This is a genomic window from Bacillus cereus group sp. MYBK95-2 (assembly GCF_051915225.1).
GTDB classification, from domain to species: domain Bacteria; phylum Bacillota; class Bacilli; order Bacillales; family Bacillaceae_G; genus Bacillus_A; species Bacillus_A cereus.
Window position 1 is genome coordinate 145,160 of the sequence record NZ_JBQAEH010000010.1, and the last position, 19,917, is coordinate 165,076.

A 19,917-nucleotide genomic window follows, 5' to 3' on the forward strand; every position below is an offset into this window, starting at 1 on the left:
AAATCGACCAAGGAGGTTACAACTATGGAAATTCGCTTATTAACGACAGAGGACGCAGAAATATATTTAAAAGTTTGTATGGAAGGTTTAACGAAGAACCCGGAAGCTTTTAGCTCTTCCTATGAAGATGTTTTGAAACATGAGGATCCTGTAGCTGCTATGGCAAAACGATTAAGCAATCCGGATAAGTATACTCTAGGGGTCTTCAAAGATAACGATTTAATTGGTATCGCTACTTTAGAAACAAAGCCTTTCATTAAACAAGAACATAAAGCAAAAATTGGCTCCGTTTTTGTTTCCCCAAAAGCGCGTGGCCTTGGAGCAGGACGAGCTCTAATTAAAGCAATTATTGAAAATGCCGATAAATTACATGTAGAACAACTTATGCTCGATGTTGTAGTTGGTAACGATGCAGCAAAAAAATTATATGAGTCATTAGGTTTCCAAACTTACGGCGTACAAGAGCGTTCATTAAAACATAACGGTCAATATTGGGACGAGGAACATATGGTTCTGTTCTTAAATGATTAATACTTCAATATAGTTTTCCAAAAGCATCTTTTTATTAAGAAAGATGCTTTTTTCATTACAACAATGTAATCTTCATGTCACCTTTATCGATCGTACCAAACCTTTCCATTCATTATACTAAAAATATAAAGTGAAACTTTACTCAGTGTGGAACTACATCCCACGCTGATCGCATGTACTTGATATGTAGAGGAGAATGTGACATGAAACAAAACAAACGAGCTATGCTTTTAATATTTACTACAGCAATTGTAACTTCTGGATTAGCAATTTTACCTTGGTTTATTATATGAACACTCCCCCTAACAATGAAAAAAGCTGATTGCTTCTTAAGAAGCAATCAGCTTTTTTTATATTATAAAATCCCCAAAATTTTATTTACGCAACTTATAATAATAACCATAGATACGGCAACGCACATGACAACCGTATTACGATCTTGCTTTTCTTTTTTTGAAATTTCTTCTTTTGAATTCATGTGTATGATCTCCTTTTAAAAAAAGTGTGAGATAGGAAATTTTTCTTATCCGATGCGAGGTGAATACGAAAACCCTCTCTATCTCACATACACAATAGAATGGAATTGTCATTTTATAAATAAAATGACATGACGTTATGTCGCAACATAGGGTATTTTGTGTCGCTACGTTTTCTATTATAAAAAATAGTTGTGCAAAACTAGTGCATTTTTTATGTCAATTACTCTGAGCGAAAAAATCAGCCCTCCATTCAATCACATAAAAAGAGTTTTTTATTATTTTCATGTAAACTATACAAGTAGAATGAACAGTTTGGGGTGCACAAGATTATGGTAAAAATTTTATTAGTAGACGATGAAGAACGTATGTTACGATTATTAGATCTGTTCTTAAGCCCTCGCGGCTATTTTTGTATGAAAGCTACCTCTGGCCTTGAAGCACTAAAATTAATCGAACAAAAAGAATTCGATATTATTTTATTAGATGTTATGATGCCAAGTATGGATGGATGGGATACTTGCTATCAAATTCGTCAAATTTCCAACGTTCCTATCATTATGTTAACAGCTCGCAACCAAAACTACGATATGGTGAAAGGCCTCACGATGGGCGCAGATGATTATATTACAAAACCATTTGATGAGCATGTATTAGTCGCACGAATCGAGGCTATATTACGCCGTACAAAAAAAGATGGCTTTGTTAGTTTCAATGGTATTGAGTGGGATAAAACGAAACATACTGTCACAGTTTATGATGAAAAAATCTCATTAACTCCTATCGAATTTTCGTTACTCGGACTATTTTTACAAAATACAAACCGTGCTTATAGCCGAGATGATTTAATCGAAAAAATTTGGGGCTATGAAACAGATATCGAATATAGAACAATTGATTCACACATTCGTAATATCCGTGATAAACTACGCAAAAAAGGATTTCCTATTGAAGATTACCTAGAAACGGTCTATAAAGTCGGATATAAATGGAAAAGTGAATAATTACTTCGGTCAGTGGGAAATCGTATACCACTGACTCTTTATTATGAATAAGGTATGGTGAAAAAATGAGTAAACTTTCCCTTAAAATTGGGACATACTTTTTAATATTAGCTTTATGTATTGAAACAATTGCTTTCGTATCTTTTTATAAAAGCCTTTCAAAAATGCGTATTGTAGAGGAAACAGATGCTCTTTTAGAGAAAGGTAATCGCTATAGTAAAAAAATTAAAAGCCGCGAGAGACGGGATGAATATTATAAAGAAATGAAACACGCTGAACATAATAAAAATCCTAAACGTCCTGTGTACCCTGAGTTCGATATTACGAATGAGGCTGCACACTTAGTTGAATCGGAATCAATTTCTAACTCCGATATAGCTATCATTATTACTGACCATAACGGCAAAATTATTTCCACCTCAGAACCCGTAACAAAAGATATGCAAAAACAACTTACTTGTAAAACAGAAACTGTCCCAGACGGCGGATTGGTCGTTGAAAGGAACTGGAAAAAATCAAAGTTCATCACAACAGTAAGCCCACTTAACACAACAAAGTTTCAAGGAAAGCTATATATGTTATTAAAAACATCTTTCCTAGAAAATATGTTACTTAAACTCATGAACCAATTTCTTATCATTAGCGTTTTAACAATTATTTTAACAACAATTTCTGTCTTTGTTTTTTCACGCGTTATTACAGAACCACTTGTAAAAATGAAGAGAGCGACAGAAAAAATGTCAAAATTAAACAAGCCAATTCAATTAGGTATTAAACGAAATGATGAACTCGGAAGTTTAGCAAAAACAATTGAAGATTTATCGAGTGAACTTACGTATATGAAAAAAGAGCGCAATGAATTTCTCGCTAGTGTCGCTCATGAACTATTAACTCCATTGACCTATATGAAAGGTTATGCGAAGGTAGCAAAGAGAGACTCTTTAACCAAAGAGGAGCGAGAAGAATACTTACAAATTATTGAGGATGAAACGGATAGTGTAACCGATCTCGTCCAAGATTTATTTATGCTTGTACAATTAGAACAACACCAATTTGTTATAAAAAAACAAAAAGTGCTTCTTCAGCCATTTTTAGAACGAATGGTAGAAAAAACAAAAACAACATTAACAAATAAGCAAATGCAACTTCATGTATATTGCAAAGATGATTTAGAAGTTTGTATAGACGAAAGACGTATGGAACAAGTTATGTTAAATTTATTACACAACGCTTATCAACATTCGCCAGAAAACACAGCCATTACGATACGTGTACTTACAAAAACAGATTCTTTTACAATAAGTGTACAAGATGAAGGTGAAGGTATTCCTGAAGAAGATATCCCGCATATATTTGACCGTTTTTATCGTGTCGATAAATCTAGAACACGAGCTACAGGCGGAAAAGGTATCGGGCTAGCTGTTGCAAAGGAAATTGTAGAATTGCATAACGGTTCTATTCTAGTAACAAGCCAATTAGGAGCGGGAACAAACTTTATAATCGAGCTACCTTTTGAATAATATGCGTGTGAAAACACCAGTAGTAGTAAACACTACTGGTGTTATTTTGTTCATAAAAACAGCTCATATAAGCTAAGCTTTTGAAATTATTCTTATTTCAATATAAAATAAAGGTACATTTGCAAAGATTTGGAGGGTGATATAATTGGATATCCATGTATTAACAAAAGACGAAGCAGAAATTTACTTAGAACTTCGCGTAGAAGGATTAAAGCAAAACCCTGAAGCATTCAGCTCTTCTTATGAAGATATTATTAATAAAGAGTGTGCGATTGAATATAAAGCACAAAAATTAGCACAAGATGAAAACTATACGCTAGGTGCATTTAAAGATGGAAAATTAATCGGGGTTGCAACACTGGAAACGAAACCATATGTAAAACAAGAACATAAAGCTAAAATCGGTTCTGTATATGTATCTCCAAAAGCGCGCGGACTTGGAGCAGGAAAAGCACTTATTAAAGAATGTCTTGAGCTTGCTAAATCTTTAGAAGTAGAACAAGTTATGCTTGATGTTGTTGTTGGCAACGATGGAGCGAAAAAACTTTATGAATCATTAGGTTTTAAAACATTCGGTGTACAAGAACGTTCATTAAAATATAACGGACAATATTGGGACGAAGAGCATATGGTCTTATTCTTAGATGAAAATAAATAATAAAAAACATCCTCATGTTTGGAGGATGTTTTTTACTTTCTTGTAAACCATGCCGTGTGTAATAATTGAATCGCTTTCGCAATTTCTTCCTCTGATAATATCGCAAACCCAAGTAAAACTACATTCTCAGGCGCCGTACCGTCTTTATAGTACGTAGACACAGGATATATTTTGATACTATGTTTCGCAGCTTCTTGAATTAATTCTTCTTCCCGCATTCTATTATGCACTTTTAATAAAATGTGTAATCCCGAATCTTCTCCTATCACTTCAACACGATTAGAGAAATATTTCTCTATTTCAAAAACAAGTCGATCTCTCTTCTTTCGGTAGACGACACGCATTTTATGAATATGTTTTTCCCAATAGCCTTCATTTAAAAATCTTCTAATCACTTCTTGGTCCATTCTTGAAACACTTTGTGTATAAAATAAATATTGCTGTTGATACTTTTTAATTAATTTCTTCGGCAACACCATATAGCTCATCCGTAGCGATGGCAATAATGCTTTAGATAGCGTCCCCATATAAATAACTTTCCCCTCTGTATCTAACCCTTGCAGCGCCGGTATAGGCTTTCCAGAATAGCGAAATTCACTATCGTAATCATCTTCAATAATATACCTGCTCTCTTCTTTCTTTGCCCATTGTAAAAGCTGCATCCTTCTCGTAATAGGCATAATCATTCCATATGGAAACTGATGGGAAGGTGTAACAAATACAACATTCGCATTGCTATTTTCTAAATCTGCAATACAAATTCCATCTCTATCTAAAGATAACATTTGGACTCTTGCTTCTCCCTGTTCAAAAACAACCATCTTTCTATGATATCCTGGGTTTTCAACTGCATAATTGCTTCCCTTTAACAATTGAAACAATAGTTTCACTAATATTTGTGTTCCCGCTCCTAATACAATTTGACTAGCTGAACAACGTACACCTCTAGATTCATACAAATAATTCGTAATCTCTTCTCTTAAGCTCGCTTCTCCTTGAGGGTGTCCTAGAAAGAGAAGTTCGTTATTATGCGGCTGCCATATTTCATTTACAATTTTCCGATACATATTGAATGGAAAAGCATTTGTATCAATTCCTGTTTGTGTAAAATCAAATTTATAACTCTTCTCCTGAAACGGTACTTCTTCTATTCTATCTCCGCTATCCTCTATATGAACCATTTGCTCAATCTTGCATACAAAATAACCTTTTCTCGATATCGACTCAATATAACCTTCTGCAAGTAATTGTTCGTACGCTGCCTCTACTGTATTTTTACTTACTTGTAAATGTATCGCTAACTTTCGCTTAGCCGGTAATTTCGTAAAAGGGACAATCGATCCATCTTTAATTTCTTTTTTTATATACTCATACAATTGCACATACAATGCCTTTTTACTATTCACATTTAAATTAGGCGTTAATTCTAACATAATATCTGACCCCTTAATAAAACTAAAATCTGATACTTTTTACAGTACCAGAAGTTATATATAATTCCTTTTATCATGTCACACATAAAAAATCAAATACTGGAGAGGAGAAACATGATAATGAACAATGGTAGACGTATCGGACTCATTATGATTATTACAGGGGCTACATTATGGGGATTATCTGGTCCAATGATTCAGTGGCTATTTCAACATACTAATGTATCCTCAATTGATTTTTTAACAATTCGATTGTTGCTTGCAGGAATATTTATTTTGTCTTTCTTACTTATAAAGAAACAAAACATATTTCAAATTTGGAAACACCCTAGATATTCTATACAACTTATTATTTTCTCTATTCTCGGCATGCTCGGTGCGCAATACGCCTTTATCGAAACGGTTCATATTAGTAATGCAGTCACAGCAACGCTATTTCAATTTCTAGGTCCTGTTCTTATTACCATGTATGTTGCATTTGAACAAAGAAAATTCCCTGCTTCCATGCAACTATTCGCAATTATAGCCGCGCTAATAGGAACATACTTTATTATTACAAATGGCTCAATTGAAAATATTGTTTTATCCAAAGAAGCTATTATTTTTGGACTATTAACAGCAATCGGATTTGCATTTTATACCCTTCATCCGGCTTCTCTCATTAAAGAATGCGGGACAACTGTAGTAATTGGTTGGGGGATGTTAATCGGAGGAATTGCACTACTTATTTATAATCGTTCATTCGGGTGGAATCAATTTTCACAAACCCTTACACTAAAAACTTTTTCTATGCTTATTCTTATCATTATTAGTGGTACCCTTTCTTTCCTTCTATATATCGGTAGTCTTAAATATTTAGCAGCAACAGAAACAAGCATTTTATCTAGCATTGAACCCCTTGTAGCTGCCATCGTTTCAATCACTTGGCTAAATGAATCTTTTGGAACATATCAATTATTAGGCGGCGTATGTATCGTTCTGTCCGTTATTTTTTTGACGATGCCTCAAAAAGAAACCGAACCAACCTATACAACGGAACAAATATAAAATGAAACTTTAATTAGTGGGGACTATCTCCCACTAATTATTAACCTACACCAATCGGGCTTTTACGGGATAAAAATGTCAAAAGAGGTCGTACAAAACTTACGACCTCTTTTTATACTTTAAAGGAATTGTCCCGCCTTCTAGCAAATACAATTACACTAACAATAAAAACTAGGAGTGTGGCACCATGAAAAAAATCGGAACTATGCTACTTCTCTCCTTCCTCATCACTGGATGCACACAAACGCAACCGGATTCAAAAGAACAAAAAAAAGACGTAATAGCAACGTCATCCACTCAAGTGAACGCACCTTCCTTCTTTCACCTTAGTGTTTTAAAAGATGTAAATTGGGAAGAAACACCTTCTTTCGTAGAAGGAAAAATGCCTTTAAAAGGCATCGAAGGTAAAGTCGCAATGGCTGATAGTCCTATTATCGCAAATGAACAAAATGAAATAATGTGGCACTTTCTAGATTCTGAAATACCAACTGGAAAATTGTCTATTATTGCGCTAAAACAAGGATCTGTAACTCCGACACAAGTACTCTTTCAAAAAGAAACTTCCAAACAAACTTGGACTACTTCAAATACAATCGATTCTACTACAAACGAACTCCCTCTCACTATGTCACTACCTTCATCTGGATTATGGTTATTAAATATATATGTGAATGAAAAATATTATGATCAGTTTGTAATCACTGCTGAGTAAAGTGACAAAAATAAACCACTTTCTTACAACAATGTAATTTCTACGTCATGTACTTCGATAGTTGAATTATCTCTCTTCTCTTATACTTAAAGTAAGAAATGAAACGAGGAGAGATGAGAGATGAAAAAAATGATAGAAGTGATCGTAGCAGTAACTGAGGTTTTAGTGAATGGTAAACAAGTTGCAATGGAATTAAATAAATAGTGAAGAAACATAAATAATTCTACACTTCTTCATTATTTTGATTTCTTATCTCAAAAAAGCAGTGCCTTTTAGGCACTGCTTTTCGCTATTAATAACGTGGTATTTTCGTAATTTGTGCCACGCCTGAATCAATAGCTGCTTTCGCTACTGCTTCTGCAACACTTGGAACAACTCTTTTATCTAATGGATTCGGGATTACATAATTCGCATTACGTTCTTCATCAGTAATGATGTTAGCGATCCCATATGCTGCCGCTAATTTCATCTCTTTTGTAATATCAGTTGCGCGCACATCTAACGCACCGCGGAATATTCCGGGAAACGCCAATACATTATTTACTTGATTCGCATAATCCGAGCGTCCAGTTCCTACTACAGCTGCCCCAGCCTCTAATGCATCCTCAGGGAAGATTTCTGGAATTGGATTCGCCATTGCAAACACAATTGCTTTCTCATTCATCGTCTGTACAAGTTCTTTCGTTAATACGTTAGGAGCAGATACGCCAATAAAAATATCAGCTTGGTGAATTGCTTCTTTTAACGTTCCACGCACATGTTCACGATTTGTCTTTTTTGAAACTTCAATTTGTGCTTCGTTCATCCATGTTTCACCTTCACAAACAATACCTTCTAGGCTAACTAGCGTAATGTGCTTTGCACCAGCCTTTAATAATAATTTTCCAATTGCAATTCCTGCCGAACCCGCACCGTTAATAACGATTTTCACATTATCCATTTGTTTGCTAACAACTTTTAATGCATTAATAACAGCTGCTAAAACGACAATAGCTGTTCCATGTTGATCATCATGGAATACAGGAATATTCGTTTCTTCTTTTAATCGTTTTTCAATTTCAAAACAACGCGGTGCTGCAATATCTTCTAAATTAATCCCTGCAAATGTAGGCTCTAAATTTTTTACAAGGGTAACGATTTCATCTACATCCGTTGTGCCTAAACATAATGGGAAAGCATCTACATTCGCAAACTTCTTAAACAAAATACTTTTTCCTTCCATAACAGGCATAGCGGCTTTCGGTCCAATGTTTCCTAAACCGAGTACCGCTGTTCCATCTGAAACAACTGCCACCATATTGCCACGTGCTGTATAGTCATACACTGTTTCTTCATCTGCCGCAATCGCTTTACACGACTCCGCTACACCTGGTGTATACGTCAGGCTTAAATCATCCGCTGAATTTACCTCCACTTTACTTGTAATTTCAATTTTCCCTACTAATTCTTTATGCAATAACAATGATCTTTCATTAATTTCATTTGCTAACATACTTATAATCTCCCCTTAATTTGACAAGCTAGCTATACGAATATAGCTAGCTTGTTTGATCATGAAAACATTTTTAATAATATTGTCGCCGTTACAACCATTGCCGCCCCGCCTAAACGAGTTGAAATTTGCGCGAACGGCATTAATTCCATACGATTTGAAGCCGATAAAATAGCAACATCTCCAGTTCCGCCTAAACCGCTATGACATCCAGTTACAATCGCCGATTCAACTGGATACATCTTCATCACTTTCCCTACAAGAAAACCTGATGCTACCATTGTAAGAACAACCGATGCGCACACAACAACATATCCTACTGAAAGAACTGCTGCTACGTCTTTTAACGGAATATATAGCAATCCTAATCCAACCATTAAAGGCCAAGTTAAATTCTTCGAAATAAATTTATATAAATGGAATGCTCCTTGCTCCATTTTTGCTGGCATTAATTTAAAGTATTTCACAAGTGCTGCTGAAAAAATCATAATGATTGCCCCAGGAATACCGATGAACTTAGAAGCAAATCCTCCAAAGATGAAGAACGTACACGCAATTAATAAACCTGCTCCCATTAATGAGAAGTCAATTGGCTTCTCTGTATTTTGTTCTTTTAATAATTCTGCTTGATTGTCTGTTTTCACTAATACACCGTTACCACTAAGCTCCGGTTTCTTCTCACCTAAACGCTTCATATACCCTGCACTTACAATTGCGAACATATTTCCAATAATAGCTGCTGGAATAAGCTGTGATACAAACGTCGCTGATGATTCATTTAAAATATCACTATAAGCTAGCGACAATGGTAAAATCCCTTCCCCGATACCACCACTCACAATTGGTACGATGATAAAGAAGAATGTGTGCTTCATTTCAAATCCAAATAATGAACCGACCAATAACCCTACTGCTACAGAAGCTAACGTCCCTACTACTAAAGGAATAAACATGCGAACGAAACCTTGTACTAACACTTTACGGTTCATTCCTAAAATACTTCCGACTACTAAACAAGAAATATATAAATATAAAAAGTTCGATTTTTTCATTAACATAGTCGCAGCTTCCATTGAAGCTGGATTCATCCAGTTAAAAAATACAAGTAATGATGGAATAAATAACGAAAGTATTGCTGGACCGCCGATATTTTTTAAAATTGGAATTCTCATCCCAATATCGCCTAAGAAAATCCCCATGATCATAATAACTGCAAATCCACCAATCATATCTGCTGGCAATTTATTATATACAGATGCCCCATAAATAATAGCAGCCAATACTACATATAACGGTAAAGGTATAACACCGATTTTTACATTCATAATTTTAGAAGCGAAAGATTCTCTTTGTACTTCATTTCCTTCAGAAAATGATACCGCTTCCACATTCTTTTGAATTCCCATATGGCACCCCCTCGTTTTCTTAATAACAATATTAAAACGCTTTCAATAGTAAAAATAGTTTTTGTAAGTTTTGTAATTGATTTTGTAATTAAAAAAAGTATAAGCGACTTATATTAAGTCGCTTATACGTAAAACTCTATTTTCTTTTGATCAACACATCTTAATTTACTTACAGGTCTGCCCACATGTTGGTACATCATTTCGTTTTCTAACACTCCAATGTCAGTCAAAAACATTACATATTTTCGAATAGAAACTCTTGAAATTCCAACTAATTGTGCCATTTCATCTGTTGTAAACACTCTTCCATTCAACGACTCGATCTTCTGCCAAATTAATTGCAACGTTTGCTTCGTTAACCCTTTCGGAAGCTCTTTCGTGACAGTAGGCTCCCTTTTTTCTTTTTGTAAAATTAACGAATCTAATTCCGATTGACTAATTTTTTGTTGTTCTTTCATGAAAGTAAGTTTTTCTCGATATATAGTTAATGCCTCTTTAAATCGTTCAAATGTAAATGGTTTAATTAAATAATCTACTACACCATATTGTAATGCTTTTTTAATACTTCCCATATCATGTACAGCTGAAATCATTATAATATCAATTTCTTTTTCTTGGTTCCGGATATACATTAAAAGCTCAAAACCAGTCTCTTCAGGCATAAAAATATCAAGTAATACTAAATCTACTCGTGATTTCTCTAATATTTCGATCGCCGACTTTACTGAGTTAACTGCTTGAACAAGTTCAAATCCTCCTACTTGCTCTAAATAATGCGTATTTAGCATTGCTACCATCGGGTCATCTTCTACAATTAAAACTTTAATCATATTTGCCTCTCATCCCTACCTTTAGGTATTTCAATTGTTATCGTTGTTCCCTTACCTACTAATGAATGCATATGAATTTCCCCATTTATTCGCTGTATACTTTCTTTTACAAGATACAAACCATAACCGCGGTTATCTCCCTTTGTGGAATAACCTTTCGTAAATAATTGCTCTATTTCTTTTTCTTGTATACCTTTTCCCGTATCTTGTACTGTAATAGTTAGTATATCCCCATGTTGTATCTTAACTTCAACTTGCTTCTTTTCACAATTCGTAACTGCCTCTAATGCATTATCAATTAAATTTCCGACAATCGTAATAAGTTCATGAGTAATACTTTCATCATCTATTTCCGGCATATAAGAATCTTCACTTATAATTAATTTTATATTTTTCTCTCTAGCATAGCTGAGCTTACCTAGTAAAAAACCAGCAAATACTGGACTTTTTATTCTTTTCATAACTCCACCAATTTCATATTGATGCTCTGATACCATGCCGCTTATATACTTCTGTAATTCTTCATACTGCTTCATATGTGTAAGCCCTAATACGACATGCATCTTATTCATAAACTCATGAGATTGTGCCCGTAATGCTTCTGCATATAGTCTAATACCAGTTAGTTCCTCTGCTAGTTTTCTAATCTCTGTTTTATCACGAAATGTTGCAATTGCACCAACTATTTCTCCTTTTACATATAAAGGAACTCGATTCGTCACAATCGTAATTCCATAAATATTTTGTTCTTCGTTTAATTGTACTTCTCCCGTTTGCAATACTTCTTTTATACGTGAATTTGGCATATACAACTCAACATCTTTACCGATAAAATCTTCTTCAAGTCCGCTTTTTTTAAATAGACGTTTCGCTTCATTATTAATTAATGTTACTCTAGCCTCTTTATCTACAGCAATAATACCTTCCTTTACAGATTGTAGCATCGTATTTCTTTCTTCAAGAATTTTTGCTATCCTGTGCGGCTCAAGACCGAATAAACTTTTCTTTATATGTCTAGCTAGCAATATTGCTCCTATAATTCCGACTAATACACCAACTCCGACACCAATATAAATGATATGTCTACTTTCCTTAACTCTCTCTTTTACATTATCTGCTGAAATACCAACAGCCACAGCTCCAAGTTGTTCACCTGTTTCAGAAAATATTGGTACAAACACTCGCATGGAAATACCTAAAGTTCCTTCTGCTAACGATACATGTTCTTTTCCTTTCAATGCAGGCCCTTCATCTCCCCCAATAAAATGATGCCCTATTTTTTGAGGATTTGGATGTGACTTTCTTATTCCATTCATGTCCATAACTACAATAAACTGAACACCTGTGTTTTGTAATATTCTATTTGTATACGTTTGGATTGCAGAGGTATCTGCTTTCCCAACCAAACCATCGATTACAATCGAATCATTCGCCACAATGTGTGCAATTGTTTTTGCCTTCTCTGCTTGGCTATCCTCCGTCGTCCGTTCTACATTATGACTAATTAATATATCTGTCACAAGTAAAGAAAAAATTACAACTGTACAAACTAACAATGTAATCGTTTTCCATAAATTCCATAGTCTTCTTCTTTTTTTCATCCCGTTAATGACTCCCCTAATTGCTGAATAGAAAAATAAGTAAGGTGATATTATTTTCACCTTACTTATCTGCTGTTATTATACTTTAAATTTACTAGTCATCGCTTGTAGTTCTTCTGCCATCTCAGCTAAGTTTTGCGAAGCTGAACTAATTTCCTCCATGGAATTAACCTGTTCTTCTGTTGAAGCTGCAACACTTTGCATACTAGCTGTATTTTCTTCTGCAGCAGCTGCAATTTCATCAATAGCATTTGTCACTTCATTTGCATCTCCAGCAATTCTCTTCGTTGTTTCTACCATTTGATTAACTTGAGAAACAATATGTGTAGTAGAACTTAAAATTTCCGTAAAACTTACTTTCGTTTTTGTTACAACATCAAGGCCTTGTTGAACTTCTCCATTCACATTATCCATTGCCTTAACAGTATGTTCAATATCCGCCTTAATTTCTGCAATTAAATTTGCAATCTCTCCAGATGACTCTCCTGATTGCTCTGCTAATTTTCTAACCTCATCTGCTACAATAGCAAATCCTCGTCCCTGTTCACCTGCTCTTGCTGCTTCAATAGCCGCATTTAAAGCTAATAAGTTTGTTTGAGTTGCGATGTTTTGAATTGCTTCAGAAATAGTTCCTACTTGCTTTGATTTCTCATCAAGCAGTTTAATAATAGCATCTGACTCGGATACCGACCTAGAAATAGACTGCATTTGTTTTGCAGTTTGTTCAACTAAATCTTCTCCCTCTTCAGCTCTTTCTCGCGCATGTAATGAAGAAATAGAAATTGACTCTGCGCTTCCAGTTACATCTTGAATTGCTGTATTTACTTGTTGCAATGTAGCCGCACCTTCTTCAACACCTTGACTTTGTGATTCAGCCCCACCTGATACTTGTTCCATTGCAATTGTAATTTGATCTGTCGCATCATTTGCTTGCTGTACGCTCGCTGTTAACTCTTCTGCCGATGCTGCAACATGTTCTGCTGAAAAGCTAATTTGGGTAATAACATCTTGTAAAGACGTAGACATTTCATTAAATGAATTCCCTAATTTCCCTATGTCATCCTTGGAATGGATTGTAATTTTCTCTGTTAAATCTCCCTTACTAATTTTATATGCCGATTCGGCTATTTTTCGTAATGGCCTTGTAATAGACTTTGTAATGAAATAAATTAATACACTACCAAATGCAATAGCGATAGCAATAACAATAAAAGTCTTGTAAAATACTGGATTCGCAGCTTGGGTAATTTCTTCATCAAACATAACGCCAACTACTTTCCAGCCCGTTTTCTCATTTGTTGCAAAGATTAAATTCTTTTTATCATCTTGTTCTGTATAAGACACATTTCCTTGTTTATCTTCATAAATTGGTTTAATCCAAGGATCAGTAACTTTTGCACCTGGTTTTCTAGATGGATGACTAACAATTTGCTTATTTTGATCTAAAATAACTGCATAACCTTTTTCACCAATGTTAATCATTTTGGAAATTTTTAAGATGTTATCTAAATTTAAATTAATTCCTATAACACCTTTACCATCTTTTACTTCTTTCGCAATCGTCACTACCATATTTTTTGTAGATGCTGACTGATATGGCGCAGTAACAATTACTTTCCCTTTATTTTCATGTGCTTCTTTATACCAAGATCTATCTGTTGGATTATACCCATCAGCCATTTGAATAAATGGTTCTCTTATAAACTTTCCCGTCTCTGTTCCAATATAAATACCTTCTACTTCTGGATGAAGCTTTATATATTGTGCTAACTTCGTTCTTACTATTTCTTCTTGTCCATTTAGATATGTATCCTCTGTTAAGATGTCTGCAAAGTACGTCGCATCAACAAATTTCTCTTCTATATTTTGAGAAATAACAGTATTTAAAATCGAAATATTCTCCTTTGCCTTATCTGTCATTTGATGCTCAAAATTTGTTTTGGCAGTTTGATATGAAACACCACCGATAATAATTCCTGGTATAGTTAAAATAATAAAAAATGAAATGATTAATTTTTTATTGATACTCATACATTTAACCCAGTTAAATATTTTTTGCATAATAAGCCTCCTTTATGTAATGTGGATACTTGTGTCATTTTATACAATTAACATATATAAAACAATATATAATGATAACATGTAAATTTTTCGTCAATTATGCATTTTTGCATATTCACTCCTTATACGTATTTTAATCATAAAAATAAGAGAACTTTAGCATTATATATACTAAAGTTCTCTTATTTCTTAACAGCTTATACTCTATAAAACTTCTCTTATAATCCTCAAATCTTTATCCTTCGCCTTATAGTCATATTACTAAAACTCTTCGTCCTAATTTATTTGACGCTCTTTACATAACTAATTGCCTGACTTCCCATTTGCGCCCATGCCTGTTCAAAGGTTTCTCTCGGTACTTTTACATCTAAGCTACCCTCAAGTGGATCTCGAATATATACAGATTCCTGATCATACCCGATAAGTACAATACAATGTTCATTATACGTAATAGAAACATCTCCACTATTTGTTTCCCATGTAGTAAATTCATCTGCATCTAATGGTGCAAATGTTGCATTTGTGATCATGACTACAGGTTGCCCTGCTTTTATACTCTTATAAATTTCTTCTATATTCTTCCCTGTTAAGTCTACAGCTTTATTAGGTAAATATTTTTCCGCTAACTGAAAGAGTGGCCCATGATATACACCATATCCCGATTCAGAAAATGTATAAATATTACCTACAAATCCTTCATTTGGATTCCCGCGCACACCATCGTCTATAAAATCAACTTTTTTTATTTCATTTGCTAATGTCATCTTATCCACTGAAACACCAGCGTATTGTAACATCATCGCTAAACTCGTCACTTCACAGCCTCTATCCAATTCTGGTAACTGCTGAATTAAGGGAACATTTGATAAGATGACTTTTTCATCGTTATTACTAAACTCCGTTTCTTTTCCTCTTTGTATATTTGAGAATGTTAACTTCTCTACATACTTTGGAATTCCATTTGTATATACACTCCATATTGCTGCACCTAGTAAAGCTGTACATATATACCACTTCAATTTTCTTATCGCTTTCACACCCTTATTAATTCGTTAAATAAGAATAAAATGCGTCAGCATCCGTTCGTACCATCGGTACAAAATTTAGTTCTTTTCCTTTTTCAGGCTGATCTTTTTTTATCTTTTCCGCTAACTCTTGAATATTCATATTCATTTTATCCATATTAAGCTCATCTGCCATTTGTAGCACCTTTTGTTCATTAATTTCTCTTAATATTTGATATATATCTTTACCATACAAATCAATATGATGTTTTTTTGCTTCTTCTTGTACTTTTTGTTCGTACACTTCTTGTGCTAACTCTTCAATTTCTTTTCCTTTTTGAGAAATGTCTAGCTTTTCTGCTTCTTCTCTTACTTTCTTTCCGTAGATTTCTTCCGCGATGTCTTCGATTTCTTTTCCGTCTGTCGAAATACCTAATTTATCTGCTTCATCTTTAATTTTAATCGCATTAATTTGAGTAATTAAATCTACAATTGATGTATTCTCTATAGATATACCTAGCTTTAACGCTTCTTGCTTTACTTTTGTTTCATAGATTTCTTCTGACAGCGTCCCAACATCTTTTCCTTCAACCGATATGCCTAACTGCTCTGCTTCCCTTCCTACTTCTGTTTCATGAATTTCTTTTTCTAGTATAATTTGTTCTTTTCCTTCCGTTTCAATACCTAGTTTCTCTGCTTTTTCTTCTGTATGCACTGCATGTATCTTACCATTGTTCAATTGTTCTTTACTGCGCTGCGTGTAATCTGTCTTTCCTTTTTGTGTTTCAGAAGGAGAGGCACCCCCTAATATACTTAAACTCATTACTCCAATAGTGAATACCGTCATCATTTTCTTTTTCAAAATTAATTCCTCCCTCTTATACTTTCTTTCCCATCATTCCCCTAGTTTTTTTAATACTATACATACATCTCATCGCTGCTTGAGATAACATTATGATTGATAAACCCCACTCACATACACCTAGTCTCTTCTTCATGTAACGAACTTTCTTTATGCCATACATAATATAAATAGTTTCTTAACTTTCCCTTAAAAAAAGACGACCTTGTAAAAACAAGGTCGTCTTCTTACTTATATTTTTTGGTTTTTAGGGAAAATCACTTCAAAACAAGTGCCATCTCCCCATTTGCTCTCTACTGATATTTTTCCGTAATGCTTTTCTACAATCCAATTTGCGATTGAAAGACCTAATCCAGCTCCTTCTGACGTACTTCTTGCTTTATCCCCTTGATAAAAACGATCAAATAATTTCGGAATATCTTCTTCTTTCACTCCTATCCCGTCATCTTTCACCTGTATGCGAATTGAACTACTCGTTTGCGTGCAATCAATTTGAATATGCCCACCTTCGTTTGTATATTTCATCGCATTATCTAACAGTATGACCATCATTTGATGAATCCGCTCTCTATCCCCCATAAAAGATACACCACGTTCTACTTTTAGCATCATTTCTTTTTCTTGATAAGAAGCAATCTCTTTATATGGAGCTACTATTTCTTCTAACAATTTATCAAGTTCAAATGTTTTCTTATCCATCTCAATTTGATTAGAATCAGAACGTGCTAGCAATAATAAATTACTAACGAGTTTCGATAACCGCCTACATTCTTTTGAAATTGTAGAAATATCCATCGCTTTTTCTTCTATCGTAGCGGATGGTGACTGGAATAAAACATCCGTTTTTGATTGAATAACTGCAAGTGGTGTCCTGAGTTCATGTGATGCATCAGAAACGAATTGTTGCTGTTTCTCCCATGAACTTTGAATAGGTACGAGTGCTCTACCAGCTAGGAAAAAGCCAATACCTATCGCACAGAGGCTTCCTATGCTACAACCTATAACGAGAATTAAAAATAAAGTATTTAACATTCCTTCTTCCGCTGTTATATCTCGCACGATTTGAACTATTTCTCCATCTTTTTGAAGCGAAAATGCTCTAAAATATCGTCCTTGTACTTCAATATCTTGTAACTCCTCTAATTTTTCGGGAGAAAAACTTTCCAAATTCTCTTCAAAAATAGAACGGAATTTACGGTTATCGCCCTCTATTTTCACTATTTTCCCATTCCAAGTTATTCTAGTTACTCGCGGATCTCCAATTTGGATATTCTCCATGCGTTTTCTTGGTGGTACTTTAACATCTAATTTTTCTCTATACTGAGCTATCATTTTTATAGATTGATCTACTTCACTATAAATACGCTTGTATGTGTACGAATAAATAATACTGCCTAATATACCTATTAATAGAATAAATACTAATGAGTTCACTATAGTCAAACGAATGCGTGTTTTTTGAAACATACTTCCTTTTTTCATTGTTCTTTTAATATATATCCAATACCTCGAACGGTTTGAATATCTTTCTGATAACCGAATGGCTCTAATTTTTTACGTAAATGATGCACATACACTTCTACAATCGCTACTGTAGTATCTGAATCAAATCCCCAAACACGATCAAAAATTTGTTCACGCATTAAAATCTTTCCGCTATTTTGAACAAGGTACTCTAGAAGCTCATATTGTTTTAATGATAACTTCATACCTTTTCCATCTACTTGAACATCTTTATCTTTTCCGAACAATTCAATGCCTTTATAGCGAATTGTTTGCTGCGTTGTTAAACTACCACTTCTGCGTAGTAAAGCACGAATTCTCGCTTTTAATTCAGGGGCCTGAAATGGCTTAACAATATAGTCATCTCCACCAAAGTCCAATCCCTTCACCCGATCTTCTAAAGAATCTCTCGCTGTCAAAAACAGGACTGGTGTTTCAATCTTTTCATCTCGTATTTTTTGAATCACTTCAAATCCGTCCATCCCTGGCATCATCACATCCAGCAAAATTGCATCATATATATTTTGAAGAGCTAAAAACAATCCATCTTCTCCATTTATTGCCGTATCTACTTCAAATTCATCACGTAAAATTTGTACGATAGACTCTAATAACGAAGCATTATCTTCGACTACAAGTAAACGCATGCTCTCACCTTCCATCAAATAGTTCAATTCTATTTATTATTACATTTCTTCTCTTCATAACAAAAGAATGTAGTTACATTACGTAATTTCATTTTTAACTATTTCCTTCTAAAATTTTGAAGTTTTATTATAAAAACTTTGTCTTAAATTTAGCTTAATAAAAAATTGAAAGAAATAAGATTCCTCTTATCTCTTTCAATTTTTTATTACATATACCTTTTTACTCGGCAACTCTAAACAATTTAGCTGACCGCCATACACAGCCCCGCCATCAATCCCAATAATACGATTACTACCAAAATACACTCCGCAATCCTCACTACCATGAAGCGTTTTTGTTTCCGTATGCCCAAATACAATAACCTTTTCACCGCTATATCCATTATGAAATTCATTACGGATCCACATTAATGTATATGGTTCAGATTCAGAAACTCGTTTCATCGGTTCAACCCCAGCATGTACAAATATATACTCTTCTGTTTCAATGTAATGATCTAATTCTTGAATAAACTTTATATGTTCCTCTAATACACGAGAGTGTAAAATCGGTTTTTGGAAGTCTTTCTCATTAACCGCAATATCTTCTTCTACAAATCCATAGCTATATAATGTCTTATCTCCACCATTTCTTTTTACCCAATGGTTCCATGAACGTTCCTCATTTGTCGTTAACGCCTTAATCATCATATCTTCATGATTTCCTTTTAAAATGAGTGCTCCATCTTTTTTCAATTCTCTTACCTTTTCAATTACAGCACGCGCATTTGGACCACGATCTACATAATCTCCCAGTAAGATTAATTGATCCTGTTTCGCATCATATTGAGCTTCTTCCAATAAATGTTCGAACTTTTCTATCTCTCCATGAATATCACTAATAACAAGAATTCTTTTCATATTATCCCCCCTCTTTCTAATTATAGTTCAAAACGACAGAAAGTTCAGAATTGAAATCCCGCATTAACGGGCAGTAAGCCCCCCACTGATTACAGTTTCACTTTATTACAAACTAAACTATTATCCTTACAACAATGTAAGTCTCTTGTCATCCAATTCGATAGTTGTAATTACTGTATTTCCTTATACTGAGAGTAAGAAATGAAACAAAAAATAAGGAGAGATGAGAG

General features: G+C 34.2%; 18 protein-coding genes and 1 pseudogene. 6 read left to right on the forward strand and 13 right to left on the reverse strand.

Annotated features, from left to right (window positions below; all coding sequences use genetic code 11):
• Positions 1 to 24: 24 nt before the first annotated feature.
• Positions 25 to 531, forward strand: a complete 507-nt coding sequence (locus ACTFN4_RS25535; RefSeq protein ID WP_000405875.1) for a GNAT family N-acetyltransferase — start codon at positions 25 to 27, stop codon at positions 529 to 531.
• A 355-nt stretch (positions 532 to 886) separates the two neighbouring features.
• On the opposite strand, the gene ACTFN4_RS25540 is transcribed toward ACTFN4_RS25535, so the two are convergent.
• Positions 887 to 1,009, reverse strand: coding sequence for a hypothetical protein (locus ACTFN4_RS25540; RefSeq protein WP_001085006.1), 123 nt, complete (start codon positions 1,007 to 1,009; stop codon positions 887 to 889).
• Between the two features lie 330 nt (positions 1,010 to 1,339).
• On the opposite strand from ACTFN4_RS25540, the gene ACTFN4_RS25545 reads away from it, so the two are divergent.
• From ACTFN4_RS25545 to ACTFN4_RS25555, 3 genes are all read left to right on the forward strand, one after another.
• Positions 1,340 to 2,011: a response regulator transcription factor gene (locus ACTFN4_RS25545; protein ID WP_000238957.1), complete on the forward strand. Its 672-nt coding sequence runs from the start codon at positions 1,340 to 1,342 to the stop codon at positions 2,009 to 2,011.
• 65 nt (positions 2,012 to 2,076) lie between these two features.
• The gene (locus ACTFN4_RS25550) at positions 2,077 to 3,531 is read left to right on the forward strand and encodes a HAMP domain-containing sensor histidine kinase (RefSeq protein WP_000041023.1); all 1,455 of its coding nucleotides are present in this window, start codon (positions 2,077 to 2,079) and stop codon (positions 3,529 to 3,531) included.
• A 145-nt stretch (positions 3,532 to 3,676) separates the two neighbouring features.
• A complete protein-coding gene (locus tag ACTFN4_RS25555; protein ID WP_000351212.1) occupies positions 3,677 to 4,189 on the forward strand; it encodes a GNAT family N-acetyltransferase in 513 nt (170 codons plus the stop codon).
• A 32-nt stretch (positions 4,190 to 4,221) separates the two neighbouring features.
• Here the strand turns inward: ACTFN4_RS25555 and pdxR are convergent, their stop codons facing one another.
• Positions 4,222 to 5,622, reverse strand: coding sequence for a MocR-like pyridoxine biosynthesis transcription factor PdxR (gene pdxR / locus ACTFN4_RS25560; RefSeq protein WP_000891920.1), 1,401 nt, complete (start codon positions 5,620 to 5,622; stop codon positions 4,222 to 4,224).
• 120 nt (positions 5,623 to 5,742) lie between these two features.
• Between pdxR and ACTFN4_RS25565 the strand changes: the two genes are divergently transcribed.
• Both ACTFN4_RS25565 and ACTFN4_RS25570 read left to right on the forward strand, forming a co-directional pair.
• The gene (locus ACTFN4_RS25565) at positions 5,743 to 6,669 is read left to right on the forward strand and encodes a DMT family transporter (protein ID WP_001059054.1); all 927 of its coding nucleotides are present in this window, start codon (positions 5,743 to 5,745) and stop codon (positions 6,667 to 6,669) included.
• 187 nt (positions 6,670 to 6,856) lie between these two features.
• Positions 6,857 to 7,381, forward strand: a complete 525-nt coding sequence (locus tag ACTFN4_RS25570) for a DUF4871 domain-containing protein (protein WP_000719692.1) — start codon at positions 6,857 to 6,859, stop codon at positions 7,379 to 7,381.
• Between the two features lie 292 nt (positions 7,382 to 7,673).
• On the opposite strand, the gene ACTFN4_RS25575 is transcribed toward ACTFN4_RS25570, so the two are convergent.
• From ACTFN4_RS25575 to ACTFN4_RS25625, 11 genes and pseudogenes are all read right to left on the reverse strand, one after another.
• Positions 7,674 to 8,873: an NAD(P)-dependent malic enzyme gene (locus ACTFN4_RS25575; protein ID WP_439962957.1), complete on the reverse strand. Its 1,200-nt coding sequence runs from the start codon at positions 8,871 to 8,873 to the stop codon at positions 7,674 to 7,676.
• A 59-nt stretch (positions 8,874 to 8,932) separates the two neighbouring features.
• Positions 8,933 to 10,279 (reverse strand): 2-hydroxycarboxylate transporter family protein, encoded by a 1,347-nt coding sequence (locus ACTFN4_RS25580; RefSeq protein WP_000512722.1) that lies wholly within the window; start codon positions 10,277 to 10,279, stop codon positions 8,933 to 8,935.
• 122 nt (positions 10,280 to 10,401) lie between these two features.
• A complete protein-coding gene (locus ACTFN4_RS25585) occupies positions 10,402 to 11,109 on the reverse strand; it encodes a response regulator (RefSeq protein WP_000598666.1) in 708 nt (235 codons plus the stop codon).
• A complete protein-coding gene (locus ACTFN4_RS25590) occupies positions 11,106 to 12,710 on the reverse strand; it encodes a sensor histidine kinase (RefSeq protein ID WP_025687626.1) in 1,605 nt (534 codons plus the stop codon). Before ACTFN4_RS25590 ends, ACTFN4_RS25585 begins: the two co-directional genes overlap by 4 nt.
• 78 nt (positions 12,711 to 12,788) lie before the next feature.
• Complete coding sequence (locus ACTFN4_RS25595; protein ID WP_439962961.1) at positions 12,789 to 13,736, reverse strand: methyl-accepting chemotaxis protein; 948 nt, start codon at positions 13,734 to 13,736, stop codon at positions 12,789 to 12,791.
• Positions 13,728 to 14,771 (reverse strand): annotated as a pseudogene (locus tag ACTFN4_RS25600) (HAMP domain-containing protein); the annotation flags it as partial. The pseudogene ACTFN4_RS25600 and the gene ACTFN4_RS25595, both read right to left, overlap by 9 nt.
• Positions 14,772 to 15,052: 281 nt before the next feature.
• A complete protein-coding gene (locus ACTFN4_RS25605; RefSeq protein ID WP_002023225.1) occupies positions 15,053 to 15,808 on the reverse strand; it encodes a C39 family peptidase in 756 nt (251 codons plus the stop codon).
• Positions 15,809 to 15,815: 7 nt separating this feature from the next.
• Positions 15,816 to 16,637, reverse strand: coding sequence for a hypothetical protein (locus ACTFN4_RS25610; RefSeq protein ID WP_025687624.1), 822 nt, complete (start codon positions 16,635 to 16,637; stop codon positions 15,816 to 15,818).
• Positions 16,638 to 16,868: 231 nt separating this feature from the next.
• The gene (locus tag ACTFN4_RS25615; protein WP_086404038.1) at positions 16,869 to 18,119 is read right to left on the reverse strand and encodes a sensor histidine kinase; all 1,251 of its coding nucleotides are present in this window, start codon (positions 18,117 to 18,119) and stop codon (positions 16,869 to 16,871) included.
• On the reverse strand, positions 18,116 to 18,787 hold the full coding sequence (locus tag ACTFN4_RS25620; RefSeq protein ID WP_001238621.1) for a response regulator transcription factor: 672 nt from the start codon (positions 18,785 to 18,787) through the stop codon (positions 18,116 to 18,118). Before ACTFN4_RS25620 ends, ACTFN4_RS25615 begins: the two co-directional genes overlap by 4 nt.
• Before the next feature lie 195 nt (positions 18,788 to 18,982).
• Positions 18,983 to 19,687 (reverse strand): metallophosphoesterase family protein, encoded by a 705-nt coding sequence (locus ACTFN4_RS25625; RefSeq protein ID WP_000821949.1) that lies wholly within the window; start codon positions 19,685 to 19,687, stop codon positions 18,983 to 18,985.
• Between the last annotated feature and the right edge of the window lie 230 nt (positions 19,688 to 19,917).

Coding starts and splice junctions, on each gene's coding strand:
- pdxR (WP_000891920.1), bottom strand. CDS start 5,622: ATGTTAGAATTAACGCCTAATTTAAATGTGAATAGTAAAAAGGCATTG.
- ACTFN4_RS25575 (WP_439962957.1), bottom strand. CDS start 8,873: ATGTTAGCAAATGAAATTAATGAAAGATCATTGTTATTGCATAAAGAA.
- ACTFN4_RS25585 (WP_000598666.1), bottom strand. CDS start 11,109: ATGATTAAAGTTTTAATTGTAGAAGATGACCCGATGGTAGCAATGCTA.
- ACTFN4_RS25620 (WP_001238621.1), bottom strand. CDS start 18,787: ATGCGTTTACTTGTAGTCGAAGATAATGCTTCGTTATTAGAGTCTATC.
- ACTFN4_RS25550 (WP_000041023.1), top strand. CDS start 2,077: ATGAGTAAACTTTCCCTTAAAATTGGGACATACTTTTTAATATTAGCT.
- ACTFN4_RS25570 (WP_000719692.1), top strand. CDS start 6,857: ATGAAAAAAATCGGAACTATGCTACTTCTCTCCTTCCTCATCACTGGA.
- ACTFN4_RS25625 (WP_000821949.1), bottom strand. CDS start 19,687: ATGAAAAGAATTCTTGTTATTAGTGATATTCATGGAGAGATAGAAAAG.
- ACTFN4_RS25565 (WP_001059054.1), top strand. CDS start 5,743: ATGAACAATGGTAGACGTATCGGACTCATTATGATTATTACAGGGGCT.
- ACTFN4_RS25540 (WP_001085006.1), bottom strand. CDS start 1,009: ATGAATTCAAAAGAAGAAATTTCAAAAAAAGAAAAGCAAGATCGTAAT.
- ACTFN4_RS25595 (WP_439962961.1), bottom strand. CDS start 13,736: ATGTCTACGTCTTTACAAGATGTTATTACCCAAATTAGCTTTTCAGCA.
- ACTFN4_RS25590 (WP_025687626.1), bottom strand. CDS start 12,710: ATGAAAAAAAGAAGAAGACTATGGAATTTATGGAAAACGATTACATTG.
- ACTFN4_RS25545 (WP_000238957.1), top strand. CDS start 1,340: ATGGTAAAAATTTTATTAGTAGACGATGAAGAACGTATGTTACGATTA.
- ACTFN4_RS25580 (WP_000512722.1), bottom strand. CDS start 10,279: ATGGGAATTCAAAAGAATGTGGAAGCGGTATCATTTTCTGAAGGAAAT.
- ACTFN4_RS25615 (WP_086404038.1), bottom strand. CDS start 18,119: ATGAAAAAAGGAAGTATGTTTCAAAAAACACGCATTCGTTTGACTATA.
- ACTFN4_RS25535 (WP_000405875.1), top strand. CDS start 25: ATGGAAATTCGCTTATTAACGACAGAGGACGCAGAAATATATTTAAAA.